The 18,194-nt window shown below is 33.1% G+C and carries 15 protein-coding genes; 7 read left to right on the top strand and 8 right to left on the bottom strand.

Features of this window, described 5'->3' with window-relative positions:
• Positions 1–23: 23 nt before the first annotated feature.
• Genes SCB73_RS13865 through SCB73_RS13855 form a run of 3 tightly spaced genes read right to left on the bottom strand, consistent with a single transcriptional unit; the run spans position 24 to position 4,127 of the window.
• Positions 24–1,307: a glycosyltransferase family 4 protein gene (locus tag SCB73_RS13865; protein ID WP_320566810.1), complete on the bottom strand. Its 1,284-nt coding sequence runs from the start codon at positions 1,305–1,307 to the stop codon at positions 24–26.
• 36 nt (positions 1,308–1,343) lie between these two features.
• Positions 1,344–3,788, bottom strand: a complete 2,445-nt coding sequence (locus SCB73_RS13860; RefSeq protein WP_320566809.1) for a YfhO family protein — start codon at positions 3,786–3,788, stop codon at positions 1,344–1,346.
• 51 nt (positions 3,789–3,839) lie between these two features.
• Complete coding sequence (locus SCB73_RS13855; RefSeq protein WP_320566808.1) at positions 3,840–4,127, bottom strand: DUF4834 family protein; 288 nt, start codon at positions 4,125–4,127, stop codon at positions 3,840–3,842.
• Between the two features lie 124 nt (positions 4,128–4,251).
• On the opposite strand from SCB73_RS13855, the gene SCB73_RS13850 reads away from it, so the two are divergent.
• The 4 genes from SCB73_RS13850 to SCB73_RS13835 all read left to right on the top strand — a co-directional run bounded on the left by SCB73_RS13850 (position 4,252) and on the right by SCB73_RS13835 (position 8,516).
• Positions 4,252–5,220: a transporter gene (locus SCB73_RS13850; RefSeq protein ID WP_320566807.1), complete on the top strand. Its 969-nt coding sequence runs from the start codon at positions 4,252–4,254 to the stop codon at positions 5,218–5,220.
• 370 nt (positions 5,221–5,590) lie between these two features.
• On the top strand, positions 5,591–6,769 hold the full coding sequence (locus SCB73_RS13845) for a C10 family peptidase (RefSeq protein WP_320566806.1): 1,179 nt from the start codon (positions 5,591–5,593) through the stop codon (positions 6,767–6,769).
• A gap of 11 nt (positions 6,770–6,780) precedes the next feature.
• Positions 6,781–7,278 carry a hypothetical protein gene (locus tag SCB73_RS13840; RefSeq protein WP_320566805.1) on the top strand — a complete coding sequence of 166 codons (498 nt, stop codon included), beginning with the start codon at positions 6,781–6,783 and terminating at the stop codon, positions 7,276–7,278.
• A 119-nt stretch (positions 7,279–7,397) separates the two neighbouring features.
• Complete coding sequence (locus tag SCB73_RS13835; protein WP_320566804.1) at positions 7,398–8,516, top strand: GTP cyclohydrolase; 1,119 nt, start codon at positions 7,398–7,400, stop codon at positions 8,514–8,516.
• Between the two features lie 104 nt (positions 8,517–8,620).
• Here SCB73_RS13835 and SCB73_RS13830 read toward each other — a convergent pair whose 3' ends face one another.
• Positions 8,621–9,103: a hypothetical protein gene (locus SCB73_RS13830; protein ID WP_026729178.1), complete on the bottom strand. Its 483-nt coding sequence runs from the start codon at positions 9,101–9,103 to the stop codon at positions 8,621–8,623.
• Between the two features lie 123 nt (positions 9,104–9,226).
• Positions 9,227–10,486, bottom strand: coding sequence for an aminotransferase class I/II-fold pyridoxal phosphate-dependent enzyme (locus SCB73_RS13825; protein WP_026729177.1), 1,260 nt, complete (start codon positions 10,484–10,486; stop codon positions 9,227–9,229).
• A gap of 334 nt (positions 10,487–10,820) precedes the next feature.
• On the opposite strand from SCB73_RS13825, the gene nirK reads away from it, so the two are divergent.
• Genes nirK through SCB73_RS13810 form a run of 3 tightly spaced genes read left to right on the top strand, consistent with a single transcriptional unit; the run spans position 10,821 to position 13,616 of the window.
• Entirely contained in the window at positions 10,821–12,209 is a 1,389-nt protein-coding gene (nirK, locus tag SCB73_RS13820; RefSeq protein ID WP_413927831.1) for a copper-containing nitrite reductase, read from the top strand.
• Between the two features lie 15 nt (positions 12,210–12,224).
• A complete protein-coding gene (locus SCB73_RS13815) occupies positions 12,225–13,001 on the top strand; it encodes a formylglycine-generating enzyme family protein (RefSeq protein ID WP_026729175.1) in 777 nt (258 codons plus the stop codon).
• Between the two features lie 18 nt (positions 13,002–13,019).
• A complete protein-coding gene (locus tag SCB73_RS13810) occupies positions 13,020–13,616 on the top strand; it encodes an SCO family protein (RefSeq protein ID WP_320566802.1) in 597 nt (198 codons plus the stop codon).
• 170 nt (positions 13,617–13,786) lie between these two features.
• On the opposite strand, the gene SCB73_RS13805 is transcribed toward SCB73_RS13810, so the two are convergent.
• The 3 genes from SCB73_RS13805 to SCB73_RS13795 all read right to left on the bottom strand — a co-directional run bounded on the left by SCB73_RS13805 (position 13,787) and on the right by SCB73_RS13795 (position 18,172).
• Positions 13,787–15,016: a hypothetical protein gene (locus SCB73_RS13805; RefSeq protein WP_320566801.1), complete on the bottom strand. Its 1,230-nt coding sequence runs from the start codon at positions 15,014–15,016 to the stop codon at positions 13,787–13,789.
• A gap of 168 nt (positions 15,017–15,184) precedes the next feature.
• Positions 15,185–15,916: an iron-sulfur cluster repair di-iron protein gene (ric, locus tag SCB73_RS13800; RefSeq protein ID WP_320566800.1), complete on the bottom strand. Its 732-nt coding sequence runs from the start codon at positions 15,914–15,916 to the stop codon at positions 15,185–15,187.
• A gap of 21 nt (positions 15,917–15,937) precedes the next feature.
• The gene (locus SCB73_RS13795) at positions 15,938–18,172 is read right to left on the bottom strand and encodes a nitric-oxide reductase large subunit (RefSeq protein ID WP_320566799.1); all 2,235 of its coding nucleotides are present in this window, start codon (positions 18,170–18,172) and stop codon (positions 15,938–15,940) included.
• Positions 18,173–18,194: the final 22 nt, after the last annotated feature.

The raw sequence follows: 18,194 nt of genomic DNA, 5'->3' as shown, positions 1-18,194 counted from the left end.
CCTTTTATTTTGAAATTGTTATTTTACTGAATTAATTGCGCTAATTGTTTGGTCAAGTTTTTTCGCGAATATTGTTGTAAACCAACACCATTGGCTTGTAATTTTCCTTCTAAAAACTGATTATAAAAGCCCAAAAGTACACTTTTTAATTTCGCTTTTTCAGAATAATCAAAAAATACTCCTGTATTTGTTTCGGCAATAATGTCGGCAAAATCTGAGCCTTGTGGTCCAATCGCAACAATTGGGCGATTTGACACCATATATTCGAAGAGTTTTCCTGGAATAATACTTTTAGTATCTTCCGAATTAATTTCTATTAAAAGTAAAACCTGAGATTTTCTTTGGTGTGCAACAGCTTCTTTGTGCGAAACGTAACCTACTAAATTTAAATAATCATTTAATTGATGTTCTTTAATAGCATCTAAAATTTCCTGGCTTACCGCCCCTATCAATTTGATTTCTAAATGAGACTTAAATTCTGAAACTTCTTGAAGTAATTCAACTAAAACTTCCCATAAAAAATTAGGATTTCTATCAGATAAAAATGAGCCAATATGCGCCAAGGTAAATTTAGAATCCAAGGTCTGTTTTTCAACATTCTCAACATCATAACCATTTGTAATTACAGAAATTGGCTTGTTGGTGATTGCCTGAAATTCTGTTTTTGTGGTTTTGCTGGTTACAATAATCGTATCTGCTGTATTTAGTACTTTATGTTCTAAATATTTGTGCTTTTTATCGGCGTAGCTTGAGAGACGCAATGCTTTGTGATAACCAATCGTTGTCCAAGGATCACGAAAATCGGCAAACCATTTTACGTTTAGTTTTTCTTTTAATTCTAAACCAATCAAGTGCAGACTATGAGGCGGTCCAGAAGTTACAATGGTATCGATATTATTCTCCTTGATATATTTTTCAAGATAAGCAACAGAAGGTTTTACCCAAAAAACACGAGCATCAGGAATAAAAAGATTGCCACGGATCCAAAGAAACGTTTTGTCTAAAAATGTCTGCTTTTTTTTATGTGGAAATATCCCAGAACTGATTTTCTTAGTCTTATTTTTCGAAAATATAGAAGCCAATTGATACGGTTCCCAAATTTTATTCTTCAAAACAATTACCTTGTCCGATATTTCGCTTACCAAACCTTCGTCCACAATTGGATAAGTTGGGTTTTCAGGAATATAAACTATTGGCTGAATATCAAATTCAGGCAAATATTTTACAAATTTCAACCAACGCTGCACGCCCGGTCCACCTGCAGGCGGAAAGTAATAGGTAATTATTAAGAGCTTTTTTTGTTCCAAGAAAATTGGGTTTTATATTTAAAAGTTGCTTCGAGATTAAACTGGTTTCTGATTATCGAACAATTTCTTTCTCTCAAAATAAATCCCACCAATCAATAGCAAAAACATTCCAATTGAACTAGCCAAAGTAATTGTTCCTCCAGTTTTTATTACTTGTGGCTCAAATTTGAACTCCACTGTATGTTTTCCGCCAGGAATTTCCATTGCTCTTAGAACATAATCAACAGGGAAATGATCTGTCAATTTACCATCAACATAAGCATTCCAACCATTTTTATAATACATTTCAGAGAAAACAGCTAGACCGTCATTCTTGTTGTCAGATTGATATTTAATGTAATTTGGTTTGTATTCCACAACTTTAATAGTTCCAGTTGTATCCCATTGTTTTTTCATACGAGCATTTTTAAATTTGGCCTCATGCTCATGAACATTGAATACAGCAACTTGTTTGGTATCGATATGATCTAAAGCTTTCATCACATCATCTGGTTTGTTCACCAATTTTACAGTGCTTACAAACCAAGCATTTCCGTTTGCTTCAGGATTTATTGTTGGAATTTCTTTTCCTTCTTTATCGGTCTGGATTACGTACTTAACATTAAGCATATTAAGAACTTCTAGATTATTCTTCGCAATTTGATAATCAAAAAGTTGTTGCATTCTTCTAGGTTTTGCTGCATGATAGCCTCCAATAGAATTATGAAAATACGAAGCACGAGCACTAGACATGTTTCCGCTTACTTCAAAAACTCTGTAATGCGTTGTATCTTCTAAAATCTTTGCATCGGCTGGAGTTTCCTGAAATGGAGCCGCAATTTGAACCGGACTCACAAAATCTTTGGCCGAAACGTATTTTTTATCTACAAAAAACAAATCAAAAACCATTAAAACAGCAACGATAATCAATGCAGTGGTCTGGGAAAATTTATTTTTGATAAATAACCATAAAACTCCAAAAGTCACTACAATAAAGAATCCTGAACGAAGTAAATCGGCAGAATATAAAGACATTCTGTCTTCTTTTAATGCATCAACAAAATCAGGTCCGTAAGTTTCCATGAAATAACTGTCGCTGCTTCCTGAAAAATGGAAGAAACCTTTGGCAATTACTAAAATCAAAATAACACCTAACCCAAAAACTCCTGTTTGAACAAGCGCTTTTTGTTGCAATTTTGGTTCTTCTTTCGCTTTAAAGAAAGATTGAATTCCCATTACAGCAAGTACCGGCATACATAATTCAAGAATAACCTGAATCGATGAAACTGCTCTAAACTTATCATACATCGGAACATAATCAATAAAAAAGTCTGTCAGTACAGCGAAATTTTTACCCCATGAAAGTATAAGTGAAAATAATGTTCCTGCAAGGAATACATATTTTATTTTTCGATCATCAATAAATAGAGCCAAAACAGCCAAAAAGAAAACTACAGCACCAATATAAGCAGGCGCAGCAACAATAGGCTGATCGCCCCAATATGTTGGCATTCCAGATACAAAATTTTCTGCATCTGTAGTTGGAACTCCATGCTCAATCATAAACGAATACATTCGGCTGTCTGTACCCACATTTTCATGATTTGAACCTCCAAAAAGTCTTGGTGCAATCAAGTTGAAACTTTCTGCAATTCCATAACTGTATTCTGTAATATATTCTCTGCTTAAAGCATTTTCGTTTTCTTTTTTAGTTCCATCAGGATTAAAAGTCAACTCACTATTGCTTCTTGTACTGAATTTAGCATATTCACTAGTAGCTAATAAATTTCCTGCATTGGCACCAATAGCAAAAATTCCTGCCACTGCCAAAGTTCCAATCGAAATTAAAAGCGGCTTGTATTCTTTCTCTTTTATAAAATTGAAGGCAAAATAACCTGAAAGAATCAATAAGAAAATCAATAAATAATAGGTCATTTGAAAGTGGTTGGCATTAACTTCTAAGGCAACCGCAAACATGGTGAGCAAACCTCCCCAAATGTATTTTTTTTGAAAAACGAGTATAAATCCGGCGATAACCAGTGGCATATATGCAATTGCATGCGCTTTTGCATTATGACCAACGCCAAGAATTATAATCAAGTAAGTTGAAAAACCAAACGCGATAGCACCAATAAAAGCTTTTAGAGGATCTGTTTTTAAAACCAACAACAATCCATAAAAACCAAGAAAATATAAAAATAGATAATCTGCTGGGCGCGGAAGAAAACGTAAAACATCATCTATTTTACCCACAAAATCGTAGGGATAATTTGCTCCCAATTGATAAGTTGGCATTCCTCCAAAAGCAGAATTTGTCCAATAAGGCTCCGCATGTTCAGCAGCTCTGAAATCATTTTGCTCTTTTGCCATTCCGGTGTATTGAGCAATATCTGACTGGAAAATTTGTTTTCCTTGCAGAACTGGATAAAAATAAATTAATGAAACGAGAATAAAGCCCAGTACTACAAGGGCGTGCGGAATGAACTTATTTGCTATTTTCAATTTTGGCAGGTTTGGTTAAATGATGAATCCTAATTTTGTCAGGATACAAACTTAATCTATTTCTTCGTAATCAACATAATCCCCTACTTTTTTGGTTTCACGAGGATTTTTTGCATTCGCAGTGTTGATGATTATTTCATCGTTATTATTTTGAGTTCTTTGCCAAGAATTATCTTGACCATATTGTTGTTGTTGTCTCTGAAAATTTTCGCCTGCTTTTTCAACCGCTTTTTTCACCAATACTGGTAAAAAAATTCTAGCTAAAAATTTAAAAATATAATAAAACGCAATAATCCATATTATCGTTTTAATCAAATTTGTAAAAGATGCTTCTTGCATAACTGTATAATTTTTGCCAAAATTAATAAATCCGCTGTTTAAAATTAAAATATCAATCTTAAATAAATAATAAAATATAGTACATTTGAAATGCGTTATAGCTTTTTAATCAAAAAATACATTTATGTTGAAAATTAAAAACTTACTCATTGCTTCTCTTTTTTTTGTGCCCCAATTCTTTTTCGGACAATACACTGATGTTATAAATTCTAATCGCCCAGGCGAAACTATGTCGGCTTACGCTGTTGGAAAATCAGTCATTCAAGGCGAACTTGGGATTTACGGAATCAAAGAAAAGCACGATTTATTAGATTATGATGCAAGCGGTTTTGGAACCGATTTTACGCTTAGATACGGCGCTTTTTTAGAGCAACTGGAGTTTGTTTTAGACGTACAATATCAAATGGAAAACTTTGACACTCCGTACACTAGTTACAAGAAAAACAATTTCAGACAAACCGTTCTGGGAGCTAAGTATTTAATTTACGATCCTTATAAAAATTACAAAAGAGAAGCCAACATTTACAGCTACAAAGCCAATCATGCTTTCAATTGGCGTGAATTAATTCCGGCAGTTTCTATATTTGCAGGAGCAAATTTTGTTGGCGCAGATAATCCTTATTATTTTTCCGCAAACAGCGAAATATCTCCTAAAGTAGCTTTGGTAACCCAAAACTTATTTGGAGGCGGAAGATGGGTTTTTGTAACCAATATTATTGCAGATTATATTGGAACAGATTATCCAAGTTACGGATATATCTTAACTTTGACCCATGGATTTAATGACAAATGGTCTGGATTTATAGAAAATCAAGGATATAAAAGTGATTTTTACAGTGACGCCATCGTTCGTGGCGGCGCCGCTTATCTTCTTTCACCAAATATGCAGGTTGATGCCTCTATAAGTACAAACTTCAAAAATACGCCTTCCATATTATACGGTGGCGTTGGGATTTCTTGGCGTTATGATGGCTGGTACAAAGAAAAATTGACCGCGGTTAAAAACAAAGAAAAGGCAGATAAGAATTCTGACAACAAAAAAGATATTGATTATCAAGCAAAAGAAAGAAAACGAAAAGCGAAATACGAATAACTAAAACTGATATAGTAACTGTATTAAATAATTAATGTTTTTATAATATTCAAATTTTATCATGCAAAAAATGCTTAGCCCTATAGTTGGTCTAAGCATTTTTTTTATAATAATGCATTTTAAAAATATTAACCAGTGAATTTTCAGTACGAAATAGCGTTCACAAAATTGACAAATTGACAATTGTGTTTTCAGCAGACATTTAATTTGTTCTTAAAAAGTAAGAAAAAATTTAATTAAAATAAAATAATCATAAGTATTTTCCTTATATTTGATTTTTATTCACCTCATTTATAACCTTATAAACTATTATATTATGTTGAAATATGTAAAAAAAACTAACGGTTTTGTTCTTATAAAAAGCTCTTTTTTGCTTCTCTTATTATTTATTTTATGTATTGCCTGTGACAAACAAGATGACAATCAAGAATTAGTATCAAATTCAAACAGTATTAATTCATTGATTGCATTAGATATTGCAAAATCTTTTTTTACAAAGAATAATTCCTACAGTAAAAATAAAATCACTAGTAACAAAACAGTAAAGGATTTGGTCACTTATAAAACATCTAAAAATGACAATGCCTTTTATGTAATTAATTATAGTGAAGGTGGCTTTCTAGTTATTTCCGCTGACAATAGATTAAGTCCCATATTAGCATTTTCGGATACCGGCACATATTCTGCTAACCCAAGTGAAATACCAGATGCAGTTTTAGCTTGGATGGAAAGCCAAAAAGAACAAGTAAAATATGTAATACAAAATAAGGTAAAACAAAATGAAAATATTGCTTTTGAATGGGATTTAGCATTAAATAATAAAACCAAAATTTCACAAAAGAAAAGCTCTTCAAATTTGACAAATAAAACCAAAGAAGCTCCAGAAGAAACCGGTTGTGAAGACACTTTTTATACAAAAACTTCACTTTTAAGCACTAAATGGCATCAAGGAGATACATTTAATAATCTAATTCCATTGGCATGCCCTACAAAACCCGGAGGAAAAGCTCCCACTGGATGTGTTGCAACTTCAATCGCTCAAGTACTATTTTATTTCAAGAAACCTAATAGTTATAACTGGGCTAATATGCCAATAGATTACGGAACATACGATACACAAGTTTTAATGAGAGATGCTGGAGAATCTGTAAATATGACATACTCTTGTGGTGGATCTGGAGCCTATGACTATTCAATAGTACCTTCATTAAAAAACTATTTTAAATACTCAGGTGCTACTTACTCAACAACATATGATTGGAACAAAGTCAAAAACAGTCTCGATCAAAACAAACCTGTTATTTTAGGTGGTACTAATCCTTCAACATTTTCAGGACATTCATGGGTTTGCGATGGTTACACGCAATGGACTACACATGAAGTAGACTATTTAGGCCGTTGTACAGGACTCGCAACCAGCTATTTATATTTACACATGAATTGGGGATGGGGAGGACTAAATGATGGCAACTACGCATACAATAATTTTAACCCAGGATCAACTTCATATAATTACGGAATCAATATGATATATAACATAACACCTTAAACTAATTCAACATGAAAAATATCACTTTTATTCTTTTAATCACAATTGCTTTTTATTCATGTGATAATGAAACCACTCCCCCAAAAGCAACATACATTAATACATGTATAAATATAGACCTTAAAGATAATAAATCTGGGGAAAATCTTCTAGGAACAGAAAAGTTTCCCGAAAACATAATCTATGCAGATTATCTTATTGCAGGGAAAAAAGTTTTAAATATTAGCAATGCTATTACAAGTGACTATCCTAATAATGTTCATGTTGTAAACGAATTTGACAGACATTATATTAAAGTATTCCTTAATGCGATTGAAAATGAAGATTTCCCAATAACTTACTTGCATTGGAATAAAACAGAAACAGATACCATTAAAGCAAAATATGATCGAGAAAATGGAAAATTTGGAATTTCAGTTACTTTAGAAAAAGTATGGATTAATAATGTACTCGTCTGGGAAGTTACAAAACAAGGACAGACTAATTCAGACATAACTATATATAAATGAATTTAAAGCCCTTTCAATTGAGCTTTTTTTATACAATTCTTTTTTGTTAAACTAAAGATAACTATATTCGTTCTAAAATACATGTTGATCAAACAAAAATGCAATTAATAAAATCTTTAATGATTACAATAAAAGAAGCCAAAACTAAAAAAGAATTAACTGAATATATCAAATTCCCGTTTTCACTTTATAAGGACAATCCGTATTGGGTTCCGCCTATTATTGCAGATGAATTGGAATCGTTTGATAAGACTAAAAACCCAGCTTTTGATAATGCCGAAGCTTATTTTTATATTGCTTATAGAAATAATGAACCTGTAGGCCGCATCACGGCAATTATCAATTGGGCAGAAGTCAACAATCAGCATAAGAGAAAAGTGCGTTTTGGCTGGTTTGATGTTATTGATGACATTGAAGTGACAAAAGCATTATTAGAAAAGGTTTATGAATTAGGCCGAAAACACAACTTGGAGCATGCCGAAGGCCCAATGGGTTTTTCAAACTTAGATAAAGTAGGTGTTTTGACCGAAGGTTATGACCAAATTGGAACTATGATTACATGGTACAATCACCCGTATTATGTGACGCATTTGGAACAATTAGGCTTTCAAGTCGAAAAACAATATATCGAAAGTATTTTTCCTTTTTCAAATGTAAAACCGGAGTTTTTTCAAAAAGCTCAAGAATTAATCAAAAAACGCTACGGATTAAAACCGCTTACTTTTACGAGAACAAAAGACATTATGCCGTATGTTGACGAAATGTTTGATTTGTTTAATGAATCCTATGAAAAACTAGCGTCATTTGTCGCTATTTCTGATGTGCAAAAAGAATATTTCAAAAAGAAATACATCAGTTTCATCAATCCAGAATATATCAAATTTGTAGTTGACAAAGATGACAAATTAGTTGCTTTTAGTATTGTAATGCCGAGTTTTGTTGAAGCTTTGCAAAAGATAAAAGGAAAACTGTTTCCTTTTGGCTTTCTTCAATTATTAAAAGCTAAAAAACACAGTAAAGATGTTGTTTTTTACCTAATCGGCGTTCGACCTGAATATCAAAACAAAGGTGTTACTGCCATCATTTTTGATGAATATTACAAGACTTTTTCTGCAAAAGGAATTCAGACTTGCATTAGAACTCCAGAGTTATTAGAAAACAATGCTATTCACTTGCTCTGGAAAAACTTTGACCCAACAATTCATTGCCAAAGAAAAACTTATTTGAAGAATCTTTAGTTTTAGTTTTCAGTCGCAGTAAGAATTTTCAGTTTTAGAAAATTAAAAATAAAAAAATCCATTCGCCCCCAAACGAATGGATTTTTACTTCATGATCACTTTCATTATTCTACTTTACAATCAACTTTAGTCAATGTATTTTTTGCATCAAATTTTAATTTTGATTTATCTTTAAAGGTAACTCTATCATTTGTCGAAACCACATCACCGTATCCTTCAATTAAAGCGCCGTCTTTTTGCAGAAAAACAACTTCTCTAACAGATGAAACTCCTTCAGACAAAAACGTATAATCTCCAATTAAAGTATCACCTTTCATGTTGCCTACTAAAGTTCCATCGTTTTTATCTTTTCCGGTTAAATTGTAACTTAGTTTTCCGTTAACTTCTTGATGTGAATTCACATTAAAACTTATCAACACTACATTTCCATTTTGTCTTGAAGCATAACATTGATCGCCAGCTGGCTCTACTAATTCGGCATCTTTTGGCGCTTTTGGTTCAATTTGAACTGGTTCAGTATCGGTTGCTTTTTTACAGGAAATAAGAACTGTTAAAACAAGTGTCGTTATTGCTAATACTCTTTTCATAATTCGTTATTTTTATTTTGTTGATTATGAAATAAAGTTAGTCCAAATAAAAAAAATCCATTCGTATAACAAATGGATTTTTTTACATAATTCCCACTTAAGAGAATCTGTTTTTATTCGTAATTACGAAACGTCAACAGTTGTACGTTCAGCAATTTCTTTATAAGTTCCGTTAACTAATTTCTCGCGAATTGCTTCGAAAGCAGTTAATGTTTCTTCAATATCAGCAAGTGTATGAGAAGCAGTTGGAATCATTCTCAACAAAATAATTCCTTTTGGAATAACTGGATAAACAACAATCGAAAGGAAAATACCGTAGTTTTCTCTTAAATCGTTTACCATTACCATTGCTTCAGGAATGCTTCCTTCTAAATAAACTGGCGTAATACAAGTATTTGTATCTCCAATATTAAATCCTTTTTCTTTAAGACCGCTTTGCAATGCATTCACGTTTTCCCAAAGTTTATCTTTAATTGCCGAAGATTTACGCAACAACTCTAAACGCTTCAAAGAACCAATTGTTTGAATCATTGGCAATGCTTTTGCAAACATTTGAGAACGCAAGTTGTATTTTAAATAGTCAATAACCGTTTTATCAGCCGCTACAAAAGCACCGATATTAGCCATAGATTTTGCAAAAGTAGAGAAGTAAACATCAATTTGATCTTGAACTCCTTGCTCCTCACCTGCTCCAGCACCTGTTTTACCAAGTGTTCCAAAACCGTGTGCATCATCTACCAACAAACGGAAATTGTATTTTTCCTTCATTGCAACAATTTCTTTCAATTTTCCTTGCTGTCCGCGCATTCCAAAAACTCCTTCAGTGATAAATAAAATACCTCCACCAGTTTCTTCAGCCATTTTTGTAGCACGCTGCAAGTTTTTCTCCATACTTTCAAGATCATTGTGTTTGTATGTGAAACGTTTACCCATGTGCAAACGAACACCATCAATGATACAAGCATGTGAATCTACATCATAAACAATAATGTCATTTTTAGTAACCAAAGCATCAATGATAGAAACCATTCCTTGGTAACCAAAATTCAACAAATAAGCAGATTCTTTCATTACGAATTCAGCTAATTCATTTTCTAATTGTTCGTGGTACGTAGTGTGTCCAGACATCATACGAGCTCCCATTGGATAAGCTGCACCAAACTGAATTGCCGCATCTGTATCTGCTTGACGAACTTCTGGATGATTTGCTAAACCTAAATAATCATTTAAACTCCAGTTTAAAATATTTTTTCCATGAAAAGTCATCCTAGGACCCAACTCTCCTTCTAACTTTGGGAAAACATAATAACCTTCTGCTTGAGAAGCCCATTTTCCTAAAGGTCCTTTATTGTCCTGAATTCTCTCGAATAAATCTTTTACCATAATATAATGTAGTACTTTTTTTAATTTAATCAGCGAGCAAAAATAATCATTATTAATTTAAAATGAAGACCCTCAATTATTTTTATTAAAAAATATTCAAGATAAAAGATTTAACAGGTTTTTTCCTTAGCATAAATTACTACAAATACTCAAAACTAGCTCGTAATATTTTTAAACATGATTTTTATCATAATAAAAGATAAAATCATCTTTTATTTTTGAATAAATATTTTTTTTACCTTTAATAAAACTACAACTAAAACAAAATCAATAAATTATGAAAAATAAAAACAAAGCTCTAAGTAAACTAAATGTTCTATTAAGTACATTCTGTATGCTTCTTATCTTAGGAGGCTGCAAAAAAGAAGAAACTAAAGATTATGCAGACATTATGACTGAAGGCGAAATGAATGCAGAACTTACCTCACCACCACATGTACCCAAACCGGTTGGAGAACGGCCTGCCATGAAGTTAAAATTAAATATGGAAATTAAAGAACAAGAAGGTACAATGACTGATGGCGTAAAATATACCTATTGGACATTTGGAGGTTCTGTTCCTGGAAGTTTTATTAGAACTCGTGTTGGCGATGAAGTCGAATTTCACTTGAAAAACCATCCTGATAATAAACTACCTCACAATATAGATTTACATGCCGTGACTGGTCCGGGCGGTGGAGCAACTTCTTCTCTTGTAGCACCAGGACACGAAAAAGTTTTCAGTTTTAAAGTTATAAATCCGGGATTGTATGTGTATCACTGCGCAACAGCTCCTGTGGGAATGCATATTGCAAATGGTATGTACGGACTCATTTTGGTTGAGCCAGAAGGTGGACTTCCTCCTGTTGATAAAGAATACTACGTAATGCAAGGTGATTTTTACACTCAAGGTGAATATGGCGCAAAAGGCTTACAACCATTCGACATGAACAAAGCTGTAAAAGAAACACCTGATTATGTAGTTTTTAACGGAAAAGTGGGATCACTTACTAACGGAAACGAGCTTACTGCAAAAGTAGGCGAAACTGTTCGTCTGTTTGTTGGAAACGGCGGGCCAAACTTGGTTTCTTCTTTCCACGTTATTGGAGAAATATTTGACAATGTACATGTTGAAGGCGGAAGCACAGTCAATAAAAATGTTCAAACTACTTTAATTCCGGCTGGTGGTGCTGCTATTGTAGATTTTAAAGTAGAAACTCCGGGAACTTTTATTTTGGTTGACCACTCTATTTTTAGAGCGTTCAATAAAGGTGCATTGGGAATGCTTAAAGTGGAAGGAAAAGAAAATAAAAATATTTATTCTGGAACTATTCAAGAAGGTATTTATCTGCCTGAAGGTGGAACGATTCAGAAAATGCCTGGTACTGTAGCTACTAAAACGGTAGTTCCAAAACGTACTGTAGAAGAGAAAATAAAAATTGGTAAAGAAATCTTTGGAACAACTTGTTTTGCTTGCCACCAATCTGAAGGGCAAGGAATTCCAAACACTTTCCCTCCTTTAGCAAAATCAGATTATTTAAATGCCGATTCTAAACGTGCCATAAAAACCATTCTACATGGTTTAACTGGCGAAGTAACTGTTAACGGCAAAAAATACAACAATGTAATGCCATCTCAGAATTTATCTGATGATGAAATTGCAAATGTGCTTACCTATATCTATAGCAGCTGGGGCAATAATAAAACGGAAATTACACCAGAAATGGTAAAAGCGTTAAGATAACAGTAAACATTGAGCATGAAAAAATACATTTTCATACTAACTCTCTTTTTCTCTGTGTTTAGTGTCATGAAGGCTCAGGAAAAAGGAATGGCATTCATAAAAGAGGGATCTTATGTCCCTCTTTATGGAGCTGTTTCTCAAAAACCTGTTGTTGTAAAGTCATTTTACATAGATATTTATCCAGTTACAAATAGTGAGTTTTTAGCATTTGTCAAAAAAAATCCTTCTTATCAAAAATCAAAAATTAAAGGAATTTTTGCCGATAAAAGCTATCTCTCTTATTGGACTAATGATTTTGATTTTGGAAATGCAAAACCAAAGTCGCCTGTAACAAGTGTTTCTTGGTTTGCAGCTAAAAAATATTGCGAGTGCCAAGGAAAACGTCTGGCAACAATGGATGAATGGGAATATGTAGCAATGGCAGATACCAAAAAGATTGATGCACGTACCAAAAAAGAATTCAACGAATATATTCTGTCTTGGTATGAGAAGTCGAGAACCTATGAAAATGAGATTGGAAAAACTTTCAAAAATTACTGGGGAGTTTATGACATGCATGGTTTAGTTTGGGAATGGACTTATGACTTTAACAGCATTTTTTTATCGGGAGAATCTAGAAAAGACAAAAGCACTGACAAGAATCTTTTCTGCGGAAGCGGATCAGTAAACGCATCCGATTTAATGGATTATGCTGCTTTTATGCGTTACGCGTTTAGAGGAAGCTTGAAAGCGCAATATTCAACACGAAATCTTGGCTTTAGATGTGCCAGTACAACAAAACCAAAAATCTAATTTAAAATTAGTTTTATAATGAAAAAAACAGCAATTGCTTTTCTTATTTTATTCTCATTTTACAGCTGTAAGGAAACAGATAAAAAAGAGGTTAAAGTAGAGACAAAAAAAGAAATTAGCGATTTATCAATTTATAATCTGCCATCAAAATGGACAACGCAAAATGGTAAAGACATTGAATTAAAATCGCTTAGAGGAAATGTACTCGTAATGGTAATGATTTACACAAGCTGTAAAGCGGCATGCCCTAGATTAGTGGCCGATATGCGTGATATTGAATCAAAACTGGAGGAAAAGACAAAACAACATGTCAAATTGATTTTGGTCAGTATAGACCCGAAAACAGATACGCCTGAAAGATTAAAATCATTTGCAATTGAAAATAAAATGAATCAAGATCCTTGGATTTTTCTTCGTTCGTCTGAAGAAAACACAAGAGAGTTTGCAGCCGTTTTAGCTGTTAATTACAAACAAATTTCTCCAATAGATTTTTCGCACTCTAATATTATAAGCGTTTTTAATCCAGAAGGAGAATTGGTATTTCAGCAAGAAGGTTTAGGTGTAAATAATGAAAAAACAATTGAAGCAATAAATCTGGAAGCTGGAAAAATATAGATATTTAAATAGGTTAATTACTAAGAAAACAAGAGCAGATTTAGAAATAAATTGACTCTTGTTTTTTATTTAAATCGGACTTCTATCAATAAATTTATGATTTAGAAAAGTTTGACTTCCTGCAAGGTTTCAAAAACCTTGTAGGTATCTAAATATTTAAAATATAAGACCTACAAGGTTTTTGAAACCTTGCAGGAAAGAAAATTTATTTTAGATATCACAATCAAAACCAATCCCAAAACCAAAAGTATACTAAATATCAAAATACTTTGAAAATATCCCGGAAGAGTTCCTTCTCCAAAAAAGAAAAACCAGCCTTGCAGAAATAATAAAACTTCTGTCAAAATATATCCTGAAATAAAACACTTCACTCCTATTTTCAATGATGAAGAATTGGCAGGAAGCATTTTATTCTGAAGTAAAATCCCGAACAAAAATCCAGTTATGATTCCTAAAGTCGCTAAATGAATAAATCCGATTACAAAATTTCTGATTTGATGTGAAACTTCTGCCAGATTTGGAAAAAGAGTTAGCAATTGAATTCCGACTTTCAAAAACAAAGAACTTAAAGCCAAACCATAAACTATTTTAGTCGTTTTATCTAAAGTGCTTTTGAAATGATGAATTTGAGGTTTGAGCATTTTATAAAAATAAATAAATGATCCTAATTGCAATAAAACTCCTAAACCATTGACGTAACTCAAAATATCATTTTCGACAAACCATCGCACTGGAAAGCAAATAGTTAAAATTGTAGAAATAATAATCAAAAAATAAAACTTTTTAAACTTTGCCTCATCCATTTTATTTTGAAATTGTTTTAAAAACAAAGCTAAAATTGCCAATATAAACCAACCATTAAACTGAAAATGGAGAAAGAACTGAATCGCAATCTGATAAAAAGCACTTTGTTTTCCTAACGTGCTCACGGCAGGACCAAGACACCAGACACCGCAAGTAGACAAAATCATAAACAGAATCGAAACCAATAAGAGTCTTTGTGATGGAGATTTATCTCTTGAAATGTCTTTCCAAACCAAACGGCAAAAAACATAACTCAACAAAATATGCAGCGTTGAAAATACAATCGAAAACACAGCATATCCTTGAATTGGAAAAGCAATCATCATTCCGATTACTGAAAATTCAGTCAGCCAAAATAAACGGTTATAAATTGGTTTCTGACTTTTTTCTTTCGGAATAAAAAAATGAACAATCAAAACATAAATGATCAAATAAACCCAGCCTAACATGGCAACATGCGAATGTGCATGAAGCAGAAAACCATAGTTCAAAAAATCTAAAGGGAAAAGATACATTAACCGCATTAATAATCCGAAAGCACAAGCAATCAGAAAATTAAAAAAACAGCAAAGTATCCAAGCTTTTTGAGAATTCATATTGCAACTTTTTAAACATAAAATATTTAAACCATATAAGCAATATAAGAAATTATACAATTTGCTAAAATGAACTTATATTACTTATATGGTTAAAAAATAAAAACACCGATAATTATCACCTTACAAGATTATTACCGATGTTTTCGAACTATTAAAATTACCCTTTTATTCTACTTCAACAAAGTCTTTTTCTAAAGCCACAGCTTTTGGAAATAAAATATTGTTTTCCAAATGAATATGTTTGTGCAAATCTGCTTCAAACTCTTTCAGCATCGCAAAAGTCACTCTATAAGTCGTGCAAGCATCTGCTGGCGGCGTATAATTATCGGTCAACTTAGCTATTTCTCTAAAACGTTCGCCTTCATTATCGTGTTCGTGCATCATCATCGCAATCGGATTTGAAACAGTACCAAAAGATGGCTGATGCAAAACTCCATCTGTGTCTTTTGTTTTCACCATTCTTTTTATAAACGGAAATAAAATCAATTCTTCTTTTTTCATGTGTTGAGATAATTCTCCCGCACAACCAATAAACAATTCATTAATCTTGAATAATTCTGGGTGATTTGCTCCATGTACTTTGCATAATTTATCTAAGAATGGAAGTAAAACATTCGTTTTTTCTTCTACATAACGGTGATGCGTTTTCTCAATGTAATCTGCCAATAAATCTAATGGCCATGAGTTGAAATCAATACTTCCGTTATTTTCTGACTGCACAACTTGCAATACATTTTCTAATAAAGCATCTGCATCAATATTTTGTTTTTCGCAAACTTCAGTTACTGTTCGGTTTCCTTTGCAGCAAAAATCTATTCTATATTTTGAAAAAACTGCAGCTGTTCTAAAATCCTCAGCTACAAATGATCCTATTGTTTTGTTTTTTAAATTTTCCATGATTCTTATTTTTTAATGTTTTTATTTTTTGTTTTTTAATGTCAGTTCAAATACAAACCAAGCCATTGTAATAAATCCGATTCCGAAAATTGAATCTCCGATAGCACGAAGCCATTTTAAAGTAATCATTGCTGGTTGCTGCATTAATTCTGATGAACGAGCGTACCACATTCCGTGATTAATACTTTCTACTGCCTGCCAAACTCCAATTGGAAGAAGGCTTAAGATTGCCATTAAGAACAATCCGATATTCAAAGACCAGAAAGTGATTTTAAGCAGTTTAGTATTCCAGCTTACATTTCGATATAAACTTCTCAGTACGAATAATACTAAACCAATTCCCAACATTCCATAAACTCCGAACAATGCGGTGTGCCCATGTAAAGGCGTTGTATTTAATCCCTGAACATAGTACAATGCAATTGGTGGATTAATAATGAATCCGAAGATTCCAGCTCCAAGGAAATTCCAAAAGGCAACAGAAATCATAAAGTAAATCGGCCATTTGTAATCGGCAATCCATTGTGTTGATTTTGAGATTTTATAGTTTTGATACGCTTCAAATCCGATTAAAGTCAACGGAACCACCTCTAAGGCACTGAATGTTGCTCCTAAAGCCATAATTGCTGTTGGCGTTCCTGAGAAATACAAGTGGTGGAATGTTCCTAAAATACCTCCAGACATGAAAATAATGGTTGCGAAAAGTACATTTAATGTTGCTGTTTTCGTTTTTAATAATCCCAAACGAACAAACAAGAACGCAATTACAACCGTTGCAAATACTTCAAAGAAACCTTCAACCCAAAGGTGAACTACCCACCATCTCCAATATTCGGCAATTGCTAAATTGGTTTGTCTTCCCCACATTAATCCAGCTCCGTAAAACATAGCAATTGCAGTACAAGAAACTAAGAACAAAATGATTAAGTTTTTCTCTTCTGTTTTTTTCTTTAAAACGGGAAGTAACGGACGAATCATTAAAGCCAACCATAAAAACAATCCAACTAAAAGGAAAATCTGCCAGAAACGGCCTAAATCAACATATTCATAGCCTTGATGTCCAAACCAGAAATTTTGAACTAAATTTAATTTTTGCATTACTCCAAACCATTGTCCAGCCATTGAACCTAAAACAATAATCAACAAGGCAATAAAGAGAAAGTTGATACCAAAACATTGAAATTTAGGATCTTTACCTGAAACTGCTGGTGCAATATACAATCCAGTCGCCAGCCAAGCCGTTGCAATCCAGAAAATGGCCAATTGCGTATGCCAAGTACGTGTTACGGCATAAGGCAGGATTTTATCAATCGGAATTCCGTATAAACCATTTCCTTCTACACCATAATGCGCTGTGATGATTCCGAAAACCATTTGTAAAACCATCAACAAACTCACAATCCAGAAATATTTGGTCACCAATCCCATCGATTTGGTTTTGCCTTGTTTGATCAACGGATCTTCTTTTGGAAGTGGAAATTCTTCTTCTTCACCCGATTTTGCATGATAGAAAACTAAGATTCCGACACTCAAAATCAGTAAAATTATGCTTACTCCAGACCAAGCTAAAAGCTCTGTTGTGGCGGTATTTCCAACCAATTCATCAGATGGCCAATTGTGCGTATACGAAATGTCTCCGCCCGGACGATTTGTAACTGTTGCCCAAGTCGCCCAAAAGAAAAAGGCATTCATTTTATGCATTCTTTCAACATCTGTAATTGAGTTTTTCGGAATTGCATATTCTTCTCTCAACTTATCAAATTGAGGATCATTCGTAAAAAGACCTTTATAATATTCGCTTAAACTTTGTATAGCCACAACTCGATTTTCAGAAATGGTAAGAACTCCTGTGTCAGGATTATAACGATTAGTTCTAACATCTTTCTGCAATCTAATTTTCAAAGCCGATTGTTTTTCGGCATCCAATTCCTCATATTTTTTATTAAAATCTTTCTTAGCATAAATATCCAAGATAAAAACGGCTTCTCTATGCAGCCAATCAGCGGTCCAGTCTGGGGCCACATAGGCGCCGTGTCCCCAGATCGATCCCACTTCCTGGCCTCCTATACTCTGCCAGATATTTTGTCCGTCTTTAATTTCGCTTTCGCTAAAAACAATTTTTCCAGAATCGGTTACAATTTCTTTTGGAACAGGTGGTGCCTGCTGATAAATCTCATAACCATAATAACCCAGCACTGCAAATGATATACTCATTACCAATGCAAAAACCAGCCATAATTTTTTTTCTCTTTTCATTCTTTTTTCATTTAATAAAAGA

This window comes from Flavobacterium sp. KACC 22761 (assembly GCF_034058155.1).
In the GTDB taxonomy this organism is placed as follows: Bacteria; Bacteroidota; Bacteroidia; order Flavobacteriales; family Flavobacteriaceae; genus Flavobacterium.
The sequence above is the reverse complement of the archived record's forward strand: the minus strand, read 5'-3'. Positions and strand labels throughout refer to the sequence as shown.